The 17,284-nt window shown below is 72.6% G+C and carries 16 protein-coding genes; 9 read left to right on the top strand and 7 right to left on the bottom strand.

The annotated features are described in order from the left end of the window. Positions 1 to 19: 19 nt before the first annotated feature. From IEZ03_RS22875 to IEZ03_RS22865, 4 genes are all read right to left on the bottom strand, one after another. Complete coding sequence (locus IEZ03_RS22875) at positions 20 to 1,243, bottom strand: ketosynthase chain-length factor (protein WP_184885678.1); 1,224 nt, start codon at positions 1,241 to 1,243, stop codon at positions 20 to 22. Continuing rightward, complete coding sequence (locus tag IEZ03_RS22870; protein ID WP_184885680.1) at positions 1,240 to 2,511, bottom strand: beta-ketoacyl-[acyl-carrier-protein] synthase family protein; 1,272 nt, start codon at positions 2,509 to 2,511, stop codon at positions 1,240 to 1,242. The genes IEZ03_RS22875 and IEZ03_RS22870 overlap by 4 nt, the downstream gene beginning before the upstream one ends. A 28-nt stretch (positions 2,512 to 2,539) precedes the next feature. Then, complete coding sequence (locus IEZ03_RS38615; RefSeq protein ID WP_268248553.1) at positions 2,540 to 2,668, bottom strand: hypothetical protein; 129 nt, start codon at positions 2,666 to 2,668, stop codon at positions 2,540 to 2,542. Between the two features lie 61 nt (positions 2,669 to 2,729). Beyond that, a complete protein-coding gene (locus IEZ03_RS22865; protein ID WP_184885682.1) occupies positions 2,730 to 3,908 on the bottom strand; it encodes a ParB/RepB/Spo0J family partition protein in 1,179 nt (392 codons plus the stop codon). A 256-nt stretch (positions 3,909 to 4,164) separates the two neighbouring features. Between IEZ03_RS22865 and IEZ03_RS22860 the strand changes: the two genes are divergently transcribed. The 4 genes from IEZ03_RS22860 (at position 4,165) to IEZ03_RS22845 (ending at position 8,429) form a co-directional block, all read left to right on the top strand. Then, entirely contained in the window at positions 4,165 to 4,917 is a 753-nt protein-coding gene (locus IEZ03_RS22860; RefSeq protein ID WP_184885684.1) for a gamma-glutamyl-gamma-aminobutyrate hydrolase family protein, read from the top strand. 111 nt (positions 4,918 to 5,028) lie between these two features. Beyond that, positions 5,029 to 5,676, top strand: coding sequence for a sulfotransferase family protein (locus IEZ03_RS22855; RefSeq protein ID WP_184885686.1), 648 nt, complete (start codon positions 5,029 to 5,031; stop codon positions 5,674 to 5,676). Positions 5,677 to 5,727: 51 nt separating this feature from the next. Next, entirely contained in the window at positions 5,728 to 7,524 is a 1,797-nt protein-coding gene (locus tag IEZ03_RS22850; protein ID WP_184885688.1) for an FAD-dependent monooxygenase, read from the top strand. 128 nt (positions 7,525 to 7,652) lie between these two features. Next, positions 7,653 to 8,429: an alpha/beta fold hydrolase gene (locus IEZ03_RS22845; protein WP_184885689.1), complete on the top strand. Its 777-nt coding sequence runs from the start codon at positions 7,653 to 7,655 to the stop codon at positions 8,427 to 8,429. A 76-nt stretch (positions 8,430 to 8,505) separates the two neighbouring features. Here IEZ03_RS22845 and IEZ03_RS22840 read toward each other — a convergent pair whose 3' ends face one another. Beyond that, positions 8,506 to 8,835, bottom strand: coding sequence for a TcmI family type II polyketide cyclase (locus IEZ03_RS22840; RefSeq protein ID WP_132044892.1), 330 nt, complete (start codon positions 8,833 to 8,835; stop codon positions 8,506 to 8,508). Positions 8,836 to 8,891: 56 nt separating this feature from the next. Continuing rightward, entirely contained in the window at positions 8,892 to 9,677 is a 786-nt protein-coding gene (gene fabG, locus IEZ03_RS22835) for a 3-oxoacyl-ACP reductase FabG (RefSeq protein WP_184885691.1), read from the bottom strand. Between the two features lie 211 nt (positions 9,678 to 9,888). Here fabG and IEZ03_RS22830 point away from each other — a divergent pair, with 211 nt between their 5' ends. The 5 genes from IEZ03_RS22830 to IEZ03_RS22810 all read left to right on the top strand — a co-directional run bounded on the left by IEZ03_RS22830 (position 9,889) and on the right by IEZ03_RS22810 (position 15,935). After that, complete coding sequence (locus IEZ03_RS22830) at positions 9,889 to 10,917, top strand: methyltransferase (protein WP_184885693.1); 1,029 nt, start codon at positions 9,889 to 9,891, stop codon at positions 10,915 to 10,917. A 52-nt stretch (positions 10,918 to 10,969) separates the two neighbouring features. Then, complete coding sequence (locus IEZ03_RS22825; protein WP_184885696.1) at positions 10,970 to 12,496, top strand: FAD-dependent monooxygenase; 1,527 nt, start codon at positions 10,970 to 10,972, stop codon at positions 12,494 to 12,496. Positions 12,497 to 12,541: 45 nt separating this feature from the next. After that, a complete protein-coding gene (locus IEZ03_RS22820; RefSeq protein WP_308427993.1) occupies positions 12,542 to 13,495 on the top strand; it encodes an aromatase/cyclase in 954 nt (317 codons plus the stop codon). A gap of 116 nt (positions 13,496 to 13,611) precedes the next feature. After that, on the top strand, positions 13,612 to 15,147 hold the full coding sequence (locus tag IEZ03_RS22815) for an FAD-dependent monooxygenase (protein WP_184885698.1): 1,536 nt from the start codon (positions 13,612 to 13,614) through the stop codon (positions 15,145 to 15,147). A gap of 50 nt (positions 15,148 to 15,197) precedes the next feature. Next, entirely contained in the window at positions 15,198 to 15,935 is a 738-nt protein-coding gene (locus IEZ03_RS22810) for an NIPSNAP family protein (protein ID WP_184885700.1), read from the top strand. 92 nt (positions 15,936 to 16,027) lie between these two features. Here the strand turns inward: IEZ03_RS22810 and IEZ03_RS22805 are convergent. Then, positions 16,028 to 17,284, bottom strand: a 1,257-nt coding sequence (locus tag IEZ03_RS22805; protein WP_229808500.1) for a hypothetical protein, incomplete at its 5' end; no start/stop codon positions are given.

Here is a 17,284-nt window from a genome sequence, read left to right as displayed (position 1 = left end):
CGCGGTTCGAGGGCGGGGCCTAGTTCCAGTCGGCGGATCCCAGGACGACGGCGGAGTTGAAGCCGCCCTGGCCCCGCGCGAGGACGACGGCCGTGTCCACGGACGCGGCCCGCGGCGCCGTGGTCACCAGGTCGATGTCGTACTCGGGCGAGAGGGTGACGTTCGCCGTCGGCGGGATCATTCCCGCGCGCATGGCCAGGAAGGCCGTCGCGACGTCCAGCGGAGCGGCCCCCGAGCCGAGCCTCCCCGTCATGGTCTTGGGCGCGGTGACCGGGACCCCGCGGGGTCCGAACACGTCGGTGATCGCCGCCGCCTCGACGCGGTCGAGTTCCGGCACGGCGGCGGCGTCGGCGAAGACGACGTCGACCTCCCCCGGCGGCAGGCCCGCGTCGTCCAGCGCGATCTCGATCGCCTTCCGCAGCGTCGGCGGGCGTCCGCTGCCCGGTCTCGGGTCGAAGGTGGACCCGTAGCCGCGGATCTCCCCGTACACGCGCGCCGCGCCGCGCCGCCGCGCGGCGTCGGCGCTCTCGACGGTCAGCAGGCCGCCGCCCTCCCCCGGCACGTGCCCGGCCGCGCCGGTGTCGAAGGGGAGGTAGGCGCGTTCCGGCCGGTCGCCGGTGCTCAGCCTTCCGCCGGCGAGCTGGGCCGCCCATCCCCACGAGCAGATCGGGGCGTCGACACCGCCGGACAGGATCAGGTCGCTGCCGTTGCGGACATGGCGGCGGGCGTGCGCGATGGCGTCGAGCCCGCCCGCCTGGTCCCCGACCAGCACGCCGCTCGGGCCCCGCATGCCGTGCCTGATCGAGATCTGGCCGGTGTTGACCGCGTAGAACCAGGCGAACGACTGGTAGGCGCTGACGTACTGGCCGCCCTTGCTCCAGAGGTTCTGGAGCTCCCGCTGGCCGAACTCGAACCCGCCGCAGGTGCTGGCGGTCACCACGCCCACCCCGAACTCGGGCAGGTCGGCCACGCTGACCCCGGCGCCGGCGAGCGCCTGCTCCGCGCCCACCAGGGCGAGCTGGGTCATGCGGTCGGTCTGCGGGACGAGCCGGCTCGGGAGGTGCTCCTCGGCGCTGAACCCGGAGACCTCCCCGGCGAGCTGCGCCGGGTACCCGCTCGGGTCGAACCGCGTGACCCGGCCGATGCCGCTCTTCCCGCCGCAGGTGGCGGACCAGTACTCGTCCACGCCGAACCCGTTGGGAGCCACGACGCCGATTCCGGTCACCACCGCCCGCGCCGTCACGCCGTGCTCCTTTCGGGACGGGCGAGGACCATCGCGCTCTGGAAGCCGCCGAATCCGCTGCCGACCGTCAGTACCGTGTCGGTCCGCCGGTCGCGCGCGGTCAGCGGCACGTAGTCGAGGTCGCACTCCGGGTCGGGCTCGTGCAGGTTGGCCGTCGGCGGCACCGCGTCGTTCTCCATGGCCAGGACCGAGGCCGCGATCTCGATCGAGCCGATCGCGCCGAGCGAATGGCCGACCATCGACTTGATGGAGCTGACCGGCGTGCGGCGGGCGTGCTCACCGAGCCCGCGCTTGAACGCGGCGGTCTCGTGCCGGTCGTTCTGCTTGGTGCCGGAGCCGTGGGCGTTGATGTAGTCGATGTCCTCCGGGTTCGTCCGCGCGTCGTCCAGCGCCGCCCGGATGGCCTCCGCCATCTCCCTTCCATCGGGCCGCAGCCCGGTCATGTGGAAGGCGTTGCAGCGGGAGGCGTAGCCCGCGATCTCCGCGTACAGGCGGGCGCCGCGGCGGCGCGCCGCGGCCAGCTCCTCCAGGACGAAGATCGCGGCGCCCTCGCCGAGCACGAAGCCGTTGCGGGTGCGGTCGAACGGCCGGGACGCGTGCGCGGGATCGTCGTTGCGCGGCGTGGTCGCCTTGATCGCGTCGAAGCACGCCACCGTGATCGGCGAGATGGGCGCGTCCGTGGCGCCGGCGATCATGACGTCGGCGGAGCCGTCCCGGATCAGCCCGGCGGCGTAGGCGACCGAGTCCAGCCCCGAGGTGCAGCCGGTGGAGACCACGGTGGCCGGGCCCTCGGCACCGGCCGCCCAGGCGACCTCGGCTGCGAAGGAGCTCGGCACGAAGTAGTCGTACAGGTGGGGGACGGCGTACTCGTGGTCGACGAGGTCGAGCCGGCCGCCGTCGCTGACCACCCGGTACTCCCGGTCGAGGCCCATGGTGGCGCCCACGGCGGTGCCGATGGCGACCCCGGTGCGGTGTGGTTCGACGGAGCCGAGGTCCAGGCCGCCGTCCGCCATCGCCTCCCTCGCCGTGACGACGGCGAACTGCGCCGCCCGGTCCATGCGCCGCGTCTCCTGCGGGCCGAGGCCGTGCAGCCAGGGGTCGAAGTCCGCCTCGGCCGCGATCCTGGACCGGAAGGGCGACGGGTCGAAGAAGGTGATCCCCCTGGTCGCCGTCCGGCCCGTGCTGAGCAGGTCCCAGAAGTTCTTCACTCCGATTCCGCCCGGCGCCAGCACCCCCATTCCGGTGATGACTACCCGTCGGCCGGTCATACGGACTCCCAGCGATTGAGTTTCATCGTCACAATCCCTCCGTCTCGCGCGGCCGTTCATCCGAGCCGTCGCCGTAGTACTCATCCCAGACGAAGGGCCAGTACATCCAGCCCACCCAGATCAATTCCTCGTCGAGACGACGCAGGATCGACCGCATGACGGATTTCAACCAAGCCCGCTTCACCCTGGCGTTCCTCTCTCCGGCCGCGACCGCGTTATTACGCCGTCTCCTGCCGGTTTCTGAGCTGCTGGGCGAACAGGCTCCATTCCTGGCTGATGGCCTCTGCCATGGGGGCGATGACGGTCTGCCAATGCGCCGGGACGGTGTTGAGGAATTCCCGCCACCGCTGCGGATCGGCCGCGTGCAGCGACATCCACCGGAGGAACTCCTTGCCGCTGTCGGTGTAGCGGACGGCCGGGTCGTTGGCCATCTTCGCCACGATCTGCGGCCAGGTCGGCGGCAGGTCGGCGTGGTTCCGGCGGCGCAGCGGCGTGCTGTTGTCGGGCGGCGGCGCCGCGTCGTCCTCGTCGGGGAGCCTCCTGACCGCGCGGGGAACCGGCCGGGCGGCGGGCCCGGCGGGCGATTCGGCGCGTGAACCGGGGGGCGGCGCGGCGGTGGGCCGGTGCCCGTTGCGCTCCGGGTTCACGCCCCGGCGCAGGCGGGCCCGGACGTCGTGGACCGTTCCGAGCGACACGTCGGTCTCCCGCGCGACCTGCCGGAGCGGGGCGTCGGGGTGGGCGGTGATGTACTCGGCGGCGCGGAGCCGGCCCTCCCCCGGGGTGACCGGCCGCCGCTTGCCGTCGCGGCCGAGGCGCTTGTCACCGAGCCCGCCGGCGGCCGACCGGCCGCGCAGCGACGCGATCGTCTTCGCGCTCAGCCCGGTGATGGTGGCGATGGCCCGGTCGGACCAGTCGGGGTGGGCGGCCAGGACGCTCTTGGCCCCGAAGACGCGGTCGGCCTTCGACAGCGGCAGCCCGTGCGAGCTGTTGGCCTTCATGGCCAGCACGAGCGCCTCGGAGTCCGTGCAGTCGACGAAGCGGGCCTTGACGCTGCTGTCGCCGCGCAGCTTGGCCGCCTCCAGCCGGTGCACGCCGTCGATGACCCGCCAGCCGTCCTCCTGGACCAGGAGGGGCGGCAGTTCCGCGGCGCCGGACGCGTCGACCAGCAGGTGGACGTGCGCGGCGTCCGTCCCGCTCTGCCGGAGCCCGGGTCCCGGCGACAACGCGCCCACCGCCACTTCGCACGCGGGCAGCTTCTCGAAGTTCTTCAGGTTCAGGCCGTCCGCGTGCGAGGGGTCGGCGGCCGGGTCGTCGGCATCGTGCCCGGCGGAACCGACACCGCCCGCGACACCGACACCGCCCGCGACCAGGAGAGCCTGTCCATTGCCACCAGCCATGCCCGGTGCTCCTCCCTGCTGCTGCCGTACCCGATGGACTCTCGCAAGGGCGCCTTTAAGCGCGGTCGACGGCGGATGGACGCTCTCTGGACCGGCGGTGCAGCACCGCTGGTGCGCGTTCATCCGGGCGTTCTCTTCAGTTGAACCACCGGTGGAGAAAGGCGGGCACTGTTCGCCTGCGTCGCGACCGTGATTTCGTTCGGTGGCATTCCTCAATGACGGTCGCCCGAGACAAGGCGGAAGGACGGGGCTGGTCATGAAGCAATCGCCGAACGGTGCGGTGAGGACCCGGCCCGCGGCCGGGCGGCAGGTGATCGGGATATGCGCGCGGACGGCTCCGGTCACGCTGCAGGGCAGCGAGATGACCGTCAGCCTGGCGTTCCAGCCGCATGTGGAGCGGCTCGCCTCCGCGGGCTGCACTCCCCTGCTGGTCCCGCTGCTGCCCGGCGTCGAGCACATCCTCGATCGCCTGGACGGCCTGCTGGTCCCGGGCGGCCCGGACGTGGACCCCTCGCTGTACGGAGGCACGGCGCACCCCCGGACCCGCGGCGCCGACCCGGCCGTGGACGCCGCCGAGCTGGCCCTGGTCGAGGGGGCGCTCGTCGCGGGCCTGCCCGTCCTCGCCATCTGCCGCGGCATGCAGCTGCTCAACGTTCTCCGCGGCGGCACGCTGCACCAGCACCTGCCCGAGGTCACCGGCAACGACGACCACTGCCCGGAGACCGGGGCGTTCGCGCTCGGCCGGCACCGCCTGGACCTGGAGCCAGGGAGCCGGATCGCCGGGATCCTCGGCGGGGACTCGGTCGAGACCGCCTGCCACCACCACCAGGCGATCGACCGGCTCGGCACCGGCCTCACCCCCACCGCGTGGGCACCGGACGGGGTGGTCGAGGCGGTGGAGGTGACCGGCCAGCCGTTCGCGGTCGGCGTGCAATGGGAGGCCGGCCACACCGGAGACGAGTGGCTCTACCGCGCCCTCGCCGATGCCGCCGCGCACGCTTCCGCGTGACCGCCGCCATTCTCTTGAACACCATCGGGAACTTGCGGCCCGGACCATTCCGGAAGCAGGGTGCTGTGCCATGCGGTTCGCGCCATCGACGACCGAAGGGAAAGCGACCCGATGAAAATCATCAACGCCGGCCTGGGCCGGACGGGCACGACTTCGCTGAAGGTCGCCCTGGAGCGGCTGGGGTACGGGCCGTGCTTCCACATGTTCGACATCGTCGGCGACGAAGCGCGCCTCGCGCAGTGGGAGAAAATCGTCTGCGACGGGCAGAGCCCTGATTGGGACGCTGTTTTCGACGGCTACAACTCGGCCGTGGACGGCCCCCCGTCCATCTACTACGGGGAGATGGCCAAGGCGTTTCCCGAGGCGAAGATGATCCTCACGGTGCGGGATCCCGAGCGCTGGTACCAGAGCACCTACGACACGCTCTACCAGTTCGTCCTCATGAACGAGTCGAAGCGGCCGGACCCGCGCTCCATGCCGGCCCGGATCTACCGCGTGACGAGCACCATGGTCTGGGACGGCCTCTTCGGCGGGCGCTTCTCCGACAAGGAGCACGCGATCGAGGTCTTCGAGCGGCACAACCGGGAGGTCGTGGAGAGCATCGACGCGGGCAGGCTCCTCGTCTACGACGTGAAGCAGGGCTGGGAACCGCTGTGCGAGTTCCTGGGCGCCGACGTGCCGCCGGACCCCTTCCCGCACGCCAACGACACCGCGACCATGCGCGAGCAGCTCGCGCGGGCGGCCGGCGGAGCCCCGTGAGACGCCGGAGCCGGAAGTAGAACCGACGTACCGTCAAAAGGAGCCGGTGGAATGGCGGATAAGGGGACGGGCACGGGGACGATCGAGGTCCCGGTCCTGATCGTCGGCGGCGGGGGATGCGGCCTGGCCGCGTCCGTCTTCTGCTCGGACCACGGCGTCGGCCATCTGCTGGTGGAACGGCACGCCGGCACGTCGATGATCCCGAAGGCGCACTACCACAACCAGCGCACGATGGAGATCCTGCGCCAGCACGGGCTCCACGAGGCGGTGGCCGAGCAGGCCGCGCCGGTGGAGGCGTTCGCCAAGGTGCGCTGGCTGACCTCGCTGGACGGCGACCGGCCGCTCGACGGCCGGATGATCCACGAGATGGACGGCTTCGGCGGCGGCGTGCTGCGCGAGCGCTACTCGGCGGCCGGCCCCGTCCTGCCCACCAGGCTGCCGCAGAGCCGGCTGGAGCCGATCCTGCGCCGCCATGCGGAACGGCAGAATCCGGGGCGCATCCTGTTCGGTCACGAGCTGGTCGAATTCGCGGACGAGGGCGACCGCGTCGTCGTCGCGGTCCGCGACACCCGGACCGGCGCGGTCGCCGACATCGCGGCGCAGTACCTCATCGCGGCGGACGGCGGCCGCACGGTAGGTCCCGCGCTCGGCATGGAGATGCGGGGCCGGCCCGCGCTGCGGCAGATCACGACCGTGTACTTCTCCGCCGACCTGTCCCCGTGGTGGCGCGAAGGCGCGCACATGACCCATTTCCTCAACCCCTACAACCCCGGGCTCTTCAGCAACCTGTTCGAGATGGGCCCGACCTGGGGGAAGCACTGCGAGGAATGGGTCATGCACTTCCACCTCCCGCCGGACGAGGCCGCCGGCGCGGACGAGGAAGTGATCGTCCCCCGGATCCGCGAAGTCCTCGGCCTGCCCGGCCTGGACCTGAACCTGCTGGGCGTGACGTCCTGGACCGTCCAGGGGCTGCTCGCCGACGGCTACCGCCGGGGACGCGTGCTGTTCGCCGGCGACGCCGCGCACCGCCAGCCGCCGACGGTCGGCCTCGGCCTGAACAGCGGGATCCAGGACGCGCACAACCTCGCCTGGAAGCTGGCCGCGGTGCTCACCGGCCGGGCGCCCGACGGCCTGCTCGGCAGCTACGAGGCGGAGCGGCGGCCGGTCGGCCGGCACAACATCGACTGGGCGCTGTCCGCGGCGGCCCACAACCAGGCGATCCTCGGCGCCATCGGCCTCGGCGCGAACACCCCGCCGGAGCGCCGGGAGCAGATGTTCGTCGCGTACTTCGACCCGTCCCCGCTCGGCGCGGCCGGGCGGGCGCGGGCCGCGGAGATGTTCGCCACCGCCCGCGGCGGCTACCAGGCGCACGACCTGGAGATCGGCTTCGCCTACGAGGACGGCGCGTTCTGCCCGGACGGCGGCCCGCCCCCGTCCCGCGAGCCGCTCCGCGACGTGTACCGGCCCACGACGCGTCCCGGGCACCGGCTGCCGCACGCCTGGCTCGACCGCGGCGGGCGGCGCCTGTCGACCCACGACCTGGCCGGCGCCGGCCTCGGCTTCGCGCTGCTCACCGGACCGGCGGGAGCGCCGTGGTGCGAGGCGGCCGCGCAGGTGGCGGAGAAGTTCTCGATCCCGATCCGGACGGCCCGGATCGGGGACGGGGCCGAGTTCGCCGACGCCGACGGGCAGTGGGCGGCCGTCCGGGAGACTGCCGACGAAGGCGCCGTTCTGGTGCGCCCCGACAACCACGTGGCGTGGCGGAGCATGGGCGCCGGCGACGACCCCGCAGGTGCTCTGGCGGACGCGATATCCCGCGTTCTGCACCACGACAGCGCCCCTCGTTAGCGGCGCCCGAGGCGGCGCACGATGACCGAACTCCCTGGTGGGACGGCGCGACGCGTTCTCTAGCGGCCGTCCAGCGGCACGCCGGAGATTGGGACACGGACACAGCCATTCGCCAGGAGGAGGGCGTCATGCGCAAGGTCGTTTCTCGGGACGGCACGACGATCGCCTACGAGAAGGCGGGTGACGGCCCGCCGATCGTGCTGCTCAACGGAGCTTTCCGCGACCACACGATCTTCGAGTCGCTGGTGCCCGAGCTGGCGCCGCACTGCACCGCCTACGTCTACGACCGCCGGGGCCGCGGCGAGAGCGGGGACGCGCCCGCCTACGCCGTCGAGCGGGAGATCGAGGACCTCGTGGCGGTCATCGACGAGGCGGGCGGCGAGGCCGTGGTGTTCGCCGGGTCCTGCGGCGCGAACCTGGCGATCGAGGCGGCGCTGGCCGGCGCCCCGATCACCAAGCTGGGGCTGCACGAGCCGTTCTACCGGGTCGGCGACAACCCGAAGCCCCCGGCCGGTTTCATGGACACCCTCCGCGCCATGGTGGAGGACGGCAGGCGCGGTGAGGCCGCGGAGTACTTCCTCACCGAGATGATGTGGCTCGACCCCGAAATGATCGCGAACTGGCGGCGGACCCCGCTGTGGGCGACGAACGAGGCGAACGCGCACACGCTCCTCTACGACACGGCCATCTGCGGCGACTTCGAGGTCCCGGCGCGGCGGCTGGCCTCCCTGCGGACCCCCGCGCTCGTCGTCAACAGCGAGAACACCGGCGACTGGCTGCGCGCGGCGGCGCGGGAGACCGCGGCCGCGCTGCCCAACGGCTGGGGGATGCAGCTGCCCGGTTCGTGGCACCGGATCGAGATGGACATCCTCGGCCGGGTCCTGGCGGGGTTCGCGACGACGTGACCGCGGGCCCGGCCCGCGGACGTGACCCGCGAGCGCGCGCCGCTCGCGGGTCACGTCGTGCCGGCTCCGCCGGCCGTCAGCCGCCCGGCTCCCAGTGGTAGAAGCGGGTCGCCATGGCGTCGGCGGGCGAGCGCCAGGTCAGCGGGTCGTAGGCCTCGATGTAGCCCTTCAGGTCGTCGCTGATCTTGATGAAGCGGGGGTCGGTCCGCGCCTGGAGGATCCGGTCGCCGCCGTGCTCGTCGTCGAAGTCCTGCAGGTGGAAGTACAGGCCCTGGTAGGTGAACAGCTCGCGGCGCCGGGTGCCCATGCGGTCCGGCATGTCCGTCCGGTCGAACTCGCCGAACAGCCGCGCGACGTCCGGCCGGCAGCGCGGGTCCATCCGCGCGACGATCAGGGTGCTCTGCATTTGCGCTCTACCGCCTTCACTGCGAGTTCGCTCTGTTTCGGGACGAGGGTGGGGCGTCAGTAATTCCCGAGTCCTCCGCAGACATTGATCGCCTGTGCCGTCACGGGAGCGGCGGCGTCGCTGACCAGATACTCCACCAGGGCCGCCACCTCTTCGGGAGTGGAGTAGCGGCCGAGCGGGATCTTCGCCTGGAAGCGCTCCAGGATCTCCTCCTCGGTGGTGTCGAAATGCGCGGCGTAACCCTGCCGCACCCGCTGCGCCATCGGGGTCTCGACGTAGCCGGGGCAGACGGCGTTGACGGTGACGCCCGTCTTCGCGAGTTCCAGGCCCAGCGCCTTGGTGAATCCGATGACGCCGTGCTTGGAGGCGGAGTAGGGGGCACCGAGCACCACGCCCTGCTTGCCGCCGGTGGACGCGATGTTGATGATCCGCCCCCGGCCGCGTTCGAGCAGCCGCCCCGACCGGAGCGCCTCCCTGGTCATCAGGAAGACGCTGTTCAGGTTGGTGTCGATGACGTCGTACCAGAGTTCGTCGGCGATGTCCGCGGTGACGCCGCCGCCGCTGCGGCCGGCGTTGTTCACCAGGACGTCGATGTGCCCGTACCGCTCCACGGCGGCGCCGACGAGGCGCGCGACGTCCTCCGGGCGCCGGACGTCCGCGGCCACGCCGTCGGCCTCGTACCCGTTCGAGCGGAGCTTGCCGACCGTCTCCTCGACGGCCTCCGGGGTGCGGGAGCCGATGAAGACCTTGCAGCCGCGGCCCGCGAGAGCCTCGGCGACCGCCAGGCCGATCCCGCTGGTCCCACCGGTGATCAGCGCAACCTGCCGTCCATTGTCCGCCATTCCGCATATCCCTTCGTAGGACTTTTGTCACGGCAGCATGGCATGGCGCACACTAATCTCGGTCGAGCGCGGATAGATTCCCGCTCGGTTCAACCAGGCCCATTCCTCCGGTTGAACACCACTCGGTTGAACAAGGCCGTAGACGAGTTGCGGGAGAAAAAAGCACGAATCTATGGTCGGGCACCAGAGGCTACCAATCCAGGAGGCGAAAATGTCCGCAGTGCCCACGGTGCGGGACCAATCCGCCGCGTATTCGCTGCTCGACCTGATCCAGGGCGCGGTGATCACTCAGGCGATCTCGGTGGCGGCCAAGCTCGGTATCGCGGACGTCCTCGGCGACGGGCCGCTGTCCGCGGAGGAGACAGCCAAGCGGGTGGGAAGCGACCCCGAGGCGACGCACCGGCTGCTGCGCACGCTGTCCGGCTACTCGGTGTTCGCCGTCGAGCCCGACGGCCGGTTCGCGCTCACGCCCATGGCCGAGGCGCTGCGCGAGGACGCGCCGGACTCGATGCGGGGCATGGCCGTCCTGATGGGCCACCCCCTGCTCTGGGAGGACTGGGGGCACCTGCTCGGCTCCGTGCGGACGGGCGAGGCCAACCTGCCGAAGCTGAGGGGCATGGGCGCCTACGAGTTCCTCGGCGCCAACCCGGAGTACGCCGCCGTGTTCTTCCAGGGCATGGGCAGCATCTCGGCCTCGGAGACCGAGCCGGTGCTGGCGGCGTACGACTTCTCCCGGTTCCGCACGATCGTCGACGTCAACGGCGGGCGGGGCGGCCTGCTGGCGGGAATCCTCGCGCAGGCGCCGGGCTCCCGCGGCGTGCTGGTCGAGTCCGAGGCCGCGTCCGCGGACGCGGCGGCGGTGTTCGAGGCCGCCGGTGTCGCGGACCGGGCCGCGATCGAGGACGGCAGCGGCTTCGGCAGGCTGCCGGCGGGCGCGGACGCCTACGTGCTCAAACACGTCCTGCACGACTTCCCCGAGCCCGAGTGCCTCGCGGTGCTGAAGAACGTCCGGGAGGCCATCGCCCCCGACGGCAGGCTGCTCCTGGTCGAGTACGTGCTCGGCGGCGGCAACGAGCGGCACATCGGGAACGTCATCGACCTGTGGCTGCTCCTCCTGCTCGGCGCGAAGGAGCGCACGCTGCCGCAGTACACCGAGCTGTTCGCCAAGGCCGGCCTGAAGGTCACCGGGGTCGTCCCGACGACCTGCCCGGTCTCGATCGTCGAGGCGGTACCCGCCTGACCCCCGGGGCCCGCCACTCGAAGCCAAGCCCACTCGAAGCTGAGGACAGAGCATGGAAACCGACGTAATCGTTGTCGGCGCCGGGCCCACGGGGTTGACGCTCGCCGGCGAGCTGCGCCTGGGCGGCGCCGAGGTCATCGTCCTCGAGCGGCTGACCGAGCGGGGCTGGCAGTCGCGCGGCATCGGCTTCACCGCGCGCGCCACCGAGATGTTCCACCAGCGCGGGCTCCTCGACCGCCTGGAGAACCCCGAGATCACGAGGCGGGGGCACTTCGGCGGCGTCCCGATCGACTACGGGATCCTGGAGGGGGCGCACTTCGGCGTCCGCAACGCGCCCCAGTACAAGATCGAGGAGATGCTCGAAGGGTGGGCGCTGGAGCTGGGCGCGCACGTGCGCCGCGGCTACGAGCTCACCGGCCTGGAGAGCACCGGCGACGGCGTCACCGCGATCGTCCGGGGGCCGGACGGCCCCGCGGAGTGCACCGCCCGCTACCTGGTCGGCTGCGACGGCGGGCGCAGCACCGTCCGGCGGCTCGCCGGGTTCGACTTCGCCGGCGCCGACGCGACCCGCGAGATGTTCCTCGCGGACGTCAAGGGCTGCGACATCCGGCCCCGCCGCATCGGTGAGCTGCTGCCCAAGGGCATGGTCATGGCGGCGCCGCTGGAGCACGGCTACACGCGCATCATCGTGTGCGAGAACGAGCGCCCGCCGGACGACGGCGACCAGGTGACGTTCACGGGCCGCCAGGTCGGGTTCACCGAGCTCGCGGACGCCTGGCAGCGGCTGACCGGCGACTCCATCCACCACGGCGAGGCGCGCTGGGTGAGCAGCTTCACCGACGCCACCCGCCAGGTCACCGAGTACCGGCGCGGCCGGGTGCTGCTGGCCGGGGACGCCGCGCACATCCATCTGCCCGCGGGCGGGCAGGGGCTGAGCGTCGGCGCGCAGGACGCCTTCAACCTCGGCTGGAAGCTGGCGGCGACGGTCACGGGCCACGCCCCCGAGGGGCTGCTCGACACGTACCACGCCGAACGGCATCCGGTCGGTGCGCGGGTCCTGCTCAACACCCTCGCCCAGGGGACTCTCAACCTCAACGACGACAAGGTCGAGCCGCTGCGGAACGTCATGGCGGAGCTCAGCACGATCCCCGCGGTGGCGCGGCATCTGATCGGCATGGTGAGCGGCTTCGACGTCCGCTACGACATGGGCGCGCCGGGGCGGCACCCGCTGCGGGGCGGGCGGATGCCCGACCGGGAGCTGGAGCTCGCCGGCGGCGGCCGGGAGCGGATCGCGCGCCTGCTGCACCCGGCGCGGGGCGTCCTGATCACCGCGGACGCGTCGGGCGAGACGGCCCGGACCGCCGCCCGGTGGTCCGACCGCGTCGACGTGGCCGAGGTGCGGGAGTTCCCGCCCGGACCGGAGGAGGGCGGCGCGCCGACCGAGTCGGTGCTCCTCCGCGCCGACGGATACGTCGCCTGGGCCGCGCCGGACGGGGGCGGCCTGGAGGACGCCCTCCGGCGCTGGTTCGGCGCGGCCCGGAAGGACCACGACGTCCGAGTGCCGGCGTCCGCCCGCTGAGCGGCCGCCGCCGGTCGGACCCTCCGACCCCAGAGGAGAACGAACGTGACCACGAGCACGATGCGTGAGACGGAACACGAGATCAAGATCGATGCTCCGGCCGGGAAGGTGTACGCGCTGATCGCGGACGTCGGCAGGTGGCCGGAGATCTTCCCCCCGACCGTGCACGCCGAATGCGTCGAGCGGGACGGGGACTCGGAGCTGATCCGGCTCTGGGCGACCGCGAACGGCACCGCCAAGACGTGGACGTCCCGGCGCGAGCACGACCCGGGGCGGATGAGCGTCTCGTTCCGCCAGGAGCGGTCCCAGCCCCCGGTGGGCGGCATGGGCGGCGAATGGGTGGTGGAGCCCCTTTCCGGGACCGCCTGCCGGGTGCGCCTGCTCCACGACTTCTTCGCGGCGAGCGGCGACCCCGCCGACCTCGACTGGATCAGCCGGGCGGTCGACCGCAACAGCGGGTCGGAGCTGCGGGCGCTCAAGGAGAGCGCGGAGCTGGCGGGGTCCGACCGGCTCGTCACCTTCGACGACGCGGTGACCGTCGACGGCAGCGTGCAGGACGTGTACGACTTCCTCAACGAGGCCCGGCTCTGGACGCGGCGCCTCCCCCACGTGGCCAGGGTGTCGCTGGAGGAGGACACGCCCGGGCTGCAGATCCTCGAGATGGACACGAAGACCAAGGACGGGCAGGTGCACACCACCCGTTCCGTGCGCGTGTGCCAGCCGTACACGAGCATCGCCTACAAGCAGACCGTCCTGCCCGCGCTGCTCGCCCTGCACACGGGGCGCTGGATCATCGAGCGGCACGGCGGCGGGGTGTCGGTGACCTCGCGGCACACCGTGCGGATCAACACCGAGCGCATCCCCGAGGTGCTGGGCGACGACGCGGACGTTCGGGCCGCGCAGGACTTCGTCCGGAACGCCCTGAGCGGCAACAGCCTGGCCACCCTGCGGCTCGCCAAGGAGCACGCCGAGGACGCCGGGAGGCGGGCGGCATCGTGACGCGACCGGGAAGTCCCGCGGGCGGAGGGTCCGCGACCGAAAGGCCCGCGACCGAAAGGCCCGCGACCGAAAGGCCCGCGACCGAAAGGCAGGGCGCGCGGAAGGTGGAGAGAGACATGCAAGGCTTTGACGCGGACGTCGTGGTCGTGGGGGCGGGCCCCGCCGGGCTCATGCTCGCCGGGGAGCTGCGCCTGGCCGGCGTCCGGACCGTCGTCCTGGACCTGCTGGCCGAGCCGATGCGGCAGTCCCGCGCCCTCGGCTTCTCGGCCCGCGCCATCGAGGAGTTCGACCAGCGGGGGCTGCTGGCCCGCTTCGGCGATGTGCAGACCATCCCCTTCGGCCACTTCGGCGGGCTGCCCATCGACTACCGGGTGGTCGAGGGCGGCTCCTACGGGGCGCGGGGCATCCCCCAGTCGCGCACCGAGGAGGTGCTGGCCGGGTGGGCCACCGAGCTCGGCGCCGTGATTTACCGGGAGCACGAGGTCGTCGGGCTCACCGCGGACGACGCCGGCGTCGAGGTGGACGTCGCGACCCCGGAGGGCCCCAAGCGCCTGCGCGCCCGCTACGCGGCGGGCTGCGACGGAGCGCGCAGCACCGTCCGCAAGCTCACCGGCATCGACTTCCCCGGCACCGACCCGACCGTCGAGCTGTGGTTCGCCGACGTGACGGGATGCCCGCTGCGGCCGCGCTTCGCCGGGGAGCGCGTGCCCGGAGGGATGGTCATGGTGCTGCCGCTGGGGCCGGAGGCCAACCGCGTCATCGTGTACGAGCGCGGAATGAAGCGGCAGGGCGACGGCGCCCCGAGCTTCACCGAGATCGCCGCCGCCTGGCAGCGGCTGACCGGTGAGGACATCGGCGGCGCGCAGCCGCTGTGGACCAGTTTCACGACCGATTCGAGCCGCCAGGCGGCGGAGTACCGCCGGGGGCGGGTGTTCCTGCTCGGCGACGCCGCGCACATCCACCTGCCGATCGGCGCCCAGGGAATGAGCGCGGGCATCGGCGACGCCATGAACCTTGGGTGGAAGCTCGGCGCCGTGCTCAACGGCCACGCGCCCGAGGAGCTCCTGGACACCTACCACTCCGAGCGGCACCCGGTCGCCGCGGGCATCCTGAACAACACGCTCGCCCAGCGCACCCTGTACCTCGGTGCCGACGACATGAACCCCATGCGGGAGGTCATGACCGAGCTGCTGGCGTACGAGGAGGTCCAGCGGCGGCTGGTCGGCATGGTCACCGGCCTGGACATCCGCTACGACGTCGGCCAGGCCGACCACCCGCTGGTCGGTCGGCGCCTCCCGAACGTGGAGCTGCCGGACGTGGAGCTCGCGGGCGGCCAGCCTGGCAAGGAGAGCGCCTTCCGGCTCCTGCACGCGGGCCGCGGCATCCTCCTCGACCTGCACGGCGACGGCGAGGTGCGCGCCGCCGCCGGACCGTGGACGGACCGGATCGACGTCGTCACCACCGCCTCGCGTCCCGCGGGCGCGCTCGCCGACGTCGAGGCCGCGCTGGTACGGCCGGACGGCCACCTCGCCTGGATCGGCGCCGGCGGCTCCCGCGCCTCCGGCCTGCCGGAGGCCCTCGCCCGCTGGTTCGGCCGGCCGCACAAGAGCCACCGGCCCGCGGCGCCCGCCGCGGTGGGCGCCCGGCCGTAGCGGCCGCAACCCGACAACGGCACCGCAACCCCGAGGACGTGAGGTCGAACATGCCATTCATCAATCCCGAGGACGGGTACCTGACGGTCATCAACCTGTTCCGGACGGAGACGCACGAGCAGGTGGACCGGCTGGTCAGCGAGATGCGGGCGATCGTCGACACGGCGGCGTTCCCCGGCTGGATCTCCAGCACCGTGCACCGGGGCCAGGACCGGCCGGGCACCGCGAACTTCATCCAGTGGCGCGGGAAGGAGGACCTGGAGTCGCGCTACGCCGGGGCCGAGTTCAAGCACCGGACGGTGCCGGTCTTCGAGGAGATCACCACCTACGTCCGGCTGATGCAGACCGAGGTCGAGCTGAGCCGGCGCCACCCGTCCCAGGGCGACGCCACCGAGGTCTCCCCCGGCCGCGAGGACTGCACGGTCCTCGAAGTCCTCGGCGTGGACCCCGCCGACCAGGACGAGCTGATCGCCGCGGTCGGGTCGTCCCACGACTGGCTGGTGGACACGCCCGGCTACCGTTCGCAGAGCGTGCTGCGGGGCATCCGGTCCCGCACCCTCGATCGCGGCGGCCTCTCGACCGTCGGCACGGACAACGACTTCGTCGTGGTCTATTCGCAGTGGGACGGCAAGGCTTCCTACGACGCGTTCCGCGGGATGGCCGAGGACGAGCGCCCCGCCGCGCGCCGCAAGAACGAGGACAGGCGGAAGTCGCTGACGACCGAGCACGACTGGAACACCTACCGGGTCGTCCACAGCCGTTCCGCGTCGGAGCCCGCCGTGGTCTGACCGACTGATACGCGCGAACGCTCGCGGCCCCCGGCCGGAAAGGCCGGGGGCCGCGAGCGTTCCCCCTCACCGGGCGCCTCATTCGGCGATGATCATTCGGCGATGGTCTCCCAGTGCCACCGGCTGTCGAAGTCCGTGACCTCGATGTCCGCGCCGCCGGCCACCAGCCCCGCCGCGAGGCCCGTGGCCTTCGCGATGAACCCCGAGGCGCGGTCGGCGGCCAGCAGGTCCTGCTCGCCGTACGGCAGCCCCTCGCAGCGGAGCAGTCGCAGGTCGACGAACCCGTCGAACGTCCGGTCCAGGACCCGCACCGGCTGCGGGCTGCGGATGGTGAAGCGCACCTTGGCGGCGACGTGGCCGTGGTGGTGCTGGTCGGAGTAGTACGCGATGTCCGGAATCGTCGGCGGGACGAAGTAGTCGCGGGCCGCGACCTCGGGGACCTTCGGGAGGTTGCCGGCGAGGAAGTGCCACGAGTTGTACTGCATCCGCGCGGACATGGCCCACGCGGCGTCGGCCATGTGCGCGGCCGAGTCCCCGAAGTACCGCCGGGCATCCGGCGCGGGCACGACGCAGCAGAAGAAGTGCGGCAGGTCCCAGGCGGCGATCTCGGGCCAGTCCCCGCCGCGCAGCGCCGCGGTCAGCGCGGTCAGCGACCGCATGCCGCGGCTCATCGCGAAGTCGGCGTCGAACGCCGCCGTCGACGCGCGCACGGTCTCGTGCACGAGGGACTCCAGGCCCGTACGGGACGCGCCGTGCGGTTCGGCCAGCCAGCCGGGGGACGCCTCCAGCGAGGCGCCCAGTTCCGCGAGTGAGCCGCCGGAGACCGGGAGCCGCTCGCTGAGCCGGGCGCAGAGGTCCGCCTCCAGCTCCCGGGCCTCGCCGGCGGGCGCGCCCGCGACCCGTTCGATCTTGTGCATCAGCGGGCCGTGGATCTCGCGGTAGAGCCGGACCCGCCCGGCGATCTCGCGGCGCCGCCGGGCGATCGCCGCCGCCAGGCCGCCGAGGTCCGCCACCGAGTCCGAGGCGGCGGGCGGAATCCGCTCCCCGCCGGGGACCGCGTCGTACGCCGCGCGCGTCCGCTCCAGGAGGCGGGCCACGTGGTCGACGGTGAGCTGCGTCCCGTTGGCCTCCTCGATCCGGGCGAACCCCGCCGACCGCACCAGCAGCGTCAGGCAGGTCACCATCAGGACGTCGCTGTCCGACCACAGGTCCAGCGGCACCGTGGCCAGGCTGCTCAGCGCGCAGTCCGGGTGGCCCGGCCACAGCGTCTTCCCGGCGAGGGTGTTCCGGTCGCGGAAGTTCGTGTACTGGCGGTCGCCGGAGTACAGCACGAACGGCGCGGTCCGGAG

The sequence above is a fragment of the Actinomadura livida genome (assembly GCF_014648675.1).
Lineage (GTDB): Bacteria > Actinomycetota > Actinomycetes > Streptosporangiales > Streptosporangiaceae > Spirillospora > Spirillospora livida.
This window is presented reverse-complemented; position numbering and strand designations above follow the sequence as displayed.

Excerpts from the sequence above, each read along its gene's own strand:
- IEZ03_RS22845 (WP_184885689.1), top strand. The coding sequence starts at position 7,653 with ATGCGCAAGGTCGTTTCTCGGGACGGCACGACGATCGCCTACGAGAAG.
- IEZ03_RS38615 (WP_268248553.1), bottom strand. The coding sequence starts at position 2,668 with ATGCGGTCGATCCTGCGTCGTCTCGACGAGGAATTGATCTGGGTGGGC.
- IEZ03_RS22810 (WP_184885700.1), top strand. The coding sequence starts at position 15,198 with ATGCCATTCATCAATCCCGAGGACGGGTACCTGACGGTCATCAACCTG.
- IEZ03_RS22860 (WP_184885684.1), top strand. The coding sequence starts at position 4,165 with ATGAAGCAATCGCCGAACGGTGCGGTGAGGACCCGGCCCGCGGCCGGG.
- fabG (WP_184885691.1), bottom strand. The coding sequence starts at position 9,677 with ATGGCGGACAATGGACGGCAGGTTGCGCTGATCACCGGTGGGACCAGC.
- IEZ03_RS22865 (WP_184885682.1), bottom strand. The coding sequence starts at position 3,908 with ATGGCTGGTGGCAATGGACAGGCTCTCCTGGTCGCGGGCGGTGTCGGT.
- IEZ03_RS22840 (WP_132044892.1), bottom strand. The coding sequence starts at position 8,835 with ATGCAGAGCACCCTGATCGTCGCGCGGATGGACCCGCGCTGCCGGCCG.
- IEZ03_RS22815 (WP_184885698.1), top strand. The coding sequence starts at position 13,612 with ATGCAAGGCTTTGACGCGGACGTCGTGGTCGTGGGGGCGGGCCCCGCC.
- IEZ03_RS22825 (WP_184885696.1), top strand. The coding sequence starts at position 10,970 with ATGGAAACCGACGTAATCGTTGTCGGCGCCGGGCCCACGGGGTTGACG.
- IEZ03_RS22850 (WP_184885688.1), top strand. The coding sequence starts at position 5,728 with ATGGCGGATAAGGGGACGGGCACGGGGACGATCGAGGTCCCGGTCCTG.
- IEZ03_RS22855 (WP_184885686.1), top strand. The coding sequence starts at position 5,029 with ATGAAAATCATCAACGCCGGCCTGGGCCGGACGGGCACGACTTCGCTG.
- IEZ03_RS22830 (WP_184885693.1), top strand. The coding sequence starts at position 9,889 with ATGTCCGCAGTGCCCACGGTGCGGGACCAATCCGCCGCGTATTCGCTG.
- IEZ03_RS22870 (WP_184885680.1), bottom strand. The coding sequence starts at position 2,511 with ATGACCGGCCGACGGGTAGTCATCACCGGAATGGGGGTGCTGGCGCCG.